At 61.0% G+C, this 2,586-nt stretch carries 4 protein-coding genes; all 4 read left to right on the top strand.

Annotated elements, in window-relative coordinates; all coding sequences use genetic code 11:
* Positions 1 to 207: hypothetical protein (locus FXB38_RS43365; RefSeq protein ID WP_187435503.1), on the top strand; the 207-nt coding region annotated here is incomplete at its 5' end.
* 72 nt (positions 208 to 279) lie between these two features.
* A complete protein-coding gene (locus FXB38_RS40860) occupies positions 280 to 996 on the top strand; it encodes a hypothetical protein (RefSeq protein ID WP_148756536.1) in 717 nt (238 codons plus the stop codon).
* Positions 997 to 1,007: 11 nt separating this feature from the next.
* Positions 1,008 to 1,532 (top strand): hypothetical protein, encoded by a 525-nt coding sequence (locus FXB38_RS40855; RefSeq protein ID WP_148756535.1) that lies wholly within the window; start codon positions 1,008 to 1,010, stop codon positions 1,530 to 1,532.
* A 14-nt stretch (positions 1,533 to 1,546) separates the two neighbouring features.
* Positions 1,547 to 2,586 (top strand): integrase arm-type DNA-binding domain-containing protein (locus FXB38_RS40850; RefSeq protein ID WP_148756534.1); only part of this gene is annotated, 1,040 nt, incomplete at its 3' end.

Genomic DNA, 2,586 nt, shown 5'->3' with positions numbered 1-2,586 from the left:
AAGAAGGCCAAGCCGAAGGGCGATGGCAAGTCGAAGGTCGAGATCGTCATCGCGATGCTGACCGGCAGGAAGGCGGTGACCCGGAAGGATATCGCCGAGGCGGTCGAATGGCCTTCGATCAACATCAAGGCGATCTGCGCCCGCAAGGGCATGAAGCTGAAGATGGAGAAGGACGGCACGCTCTCTGCCTCGGCTCCAAAAGCCTGATCTGCATCAGTGGGCGGCCCGATGAGGCCGCCCTCAATGCTTTCAAAAACGACGCAAAAGGATCATCTGCAAATGAGTAAATATCGAACTGAATTTCCTGACTTTCCCGCCGCCGATATGCCCACAATGCCGCGAGGCTTCGAGGACTCATCTTGGCACAACGACAGCTGCCCTAGCTTCACCAGCGAGGAGTTGGGGCTGCGCATCTGGATCGACTATGCCGATCCCGCGCAGCGCGAGCATGATGGCGGCTCGCGCTTCATGCTGGAGCCCTCCGAGAGTGAGGACACCATCACCGAGACGCTGCTGACCGACGACTTCGCCATGATCCAGATCGCCGTCGAGAGCGAGCGGCAGCAGATCGCCGAGTGTCTCGCCGAGTTGGAGAAGGCCGACGGCGCGGCGCTCGGCTGGCAGCTCGACAATAAGAAGTTTGCGGTGCTGCTGAAGCGCGGCTTGATCAGGAGTGAAGGCGACCTGTTCATCCACCCGAAAGCGCGCAAGGTGAGCGAGCTGACTTTCACCATGGCGCAGCCCGCCGATATGCGCGTGCTGTACATGGGCGACAACGAAGGCCCCGCCATCATGTGGCTGAACCAGCTCATCGCGAACTTCAATGCGAGCAAGAGCTGGCAGGGCCACGAGAGCGAAGAGAACCTGCGGCAGGAAATGGAGTCGCGCGGCTGGTGCGAGGGCCTGCACATCAACGGCCACTATCTCGTTCTCGATCTGGAGCACGCGCATCTGATGCCGCACCCCGATCATCCGCACAACGAAACCGAGAAGTAGGAGCGACTAAAATGAGACCCGAGAACAGAGGCTTTGCGAAATTCATCGCGATCCCGGCGCTCGGCCTGATCGCCCTCGCTGCCGCTGGTTGCGATAGCGGCGGCCCATCCGAACCCGAGGCGAAGAATGCCGCTGAAGCGGCAGCAGTCGGTGACACCGTAACGGTCAAATGGCCTGCATCCACCGTCATGTGCAGCGAGCGCAACGATGCGAGCAAGGTTTACCTCGTCGGCGAAAACGCGCTGCGCCAGACTTGGCGCGTTGAGAACAGTGCCATGAAGGCAGTGCAGGCCAAAAGCGCGGCGCAAAAGCTTGCGATGAGCCAAGCCTATTCCTGCGAGTGGGCACCCAACGACAGGATGAGGTTCGTCGTTAAGCAGAAGGAGATCATCGGCAACAAAAGCACGGCCTACTACACCGCCGACTACTGTTTGAAAAAGGAGGTCGGCGGCGAGGAGTGCTGGTGGATCATCGAAAGGGCTGACATGGGCCCGCCGATCAAGCGGGTCGCTCGCGCGCCCGACAATAAACTCTAGGAGCATCACGCACCATGCCGAAGAACATCACCGAGGGCGACTGCCGCAGCAGAGCGACGAAGCGACGCAAAATATACGACAAGGATTGCCGGGGCTTGTACGTCAGCCTGAGCCCGACAGCGCCGCCGACTTTCTCGCTGAAGTATACCCATCCGATCACGAAGAAGCGGGCCTTTCATCGGCTCGGCATCTATGATGCGGTCGAGAGCAACGTCGCCTATTGGCGGAAACAGGCGACGGCGCTGAAGCTGAAGATCGCCAACGGGCAGGATATCGCAGCGGCGGCGCGGCAGGAGCGCGCCATCGCGGCCAAGCGCGCCGACATCACCGTCAGCGATCTGATCGACAAGTATGTCGCTTGGATCAGCGAGGAGATCGAGCATAAGAAGCACACGGAGCAAGGCGTGATCAGAAAGATCAGGCCGCGCATGAAAAGCCATGCCGAGCTGACGCTGCGGCTCGACCGCTTTGTGCGCCCGCGCCTCGGCCCGATGATCGCCAGCGAGGTCACCAACCGCGACATTGCGCAGCTGCAGAAGGATATCATCGCGGGCGAGCTGATCGTGAAGCGGGGCAAGACCTCAAAGAAGGGCTCGATCTCCAGCGCGCGGCATATGCGCAAGGCGGTCTCTTCGCTGTTCAGCTGGGCCTCGGAAGTCGGCAACGATTATGTATCGACCTCGCCTTGCTTCAATCTGCCGAAGCTGCCGAAGGAAGAGCCGCGCAAGCGCAAGCTGAGCCGCGACGAGATCAGGCGGCTCTGGCGCGGGTTGGATCGGCCTGACATCACCGTGGATCGCCGCATCTGCCTTGCCCTGAAGTTCGCGCTGGTCAGCATGCTGCGCACGTGGGAGTTCCTGCATATCCATGAGAGCGAGCTGCAGGGCAATGGCCTCGCTGATTGGCGGCCCTTGGTCATCGTACCCGAGGAGCGCGTCAAGCCGGGGCGCGATATCCATCTGCCGCTTTTCGATCTGGCGGTCGAGATCGCGAAGGAAGCCATGGGCAACTACACATGGATGTTCGCAGGGCGCTGGGGCACCGAGCCGCTCAG

Origin of the sequence: Bradyrhizobium cytisi, assembly GCF_008123515.1 — a bacterium.
Lineage (GTDB): Bacteria > Pseudomonadota > Alphaproteobacteria > Rhizobiales > Xanthobacteraceae > Bradyrhizobium > Bradyrhizobium cytisi.
The sequence above is the reverse complement of the archived record's forward strand: the minus strand, read 5'-3'. Positions and strand labels throughout refer to the sequence as shown.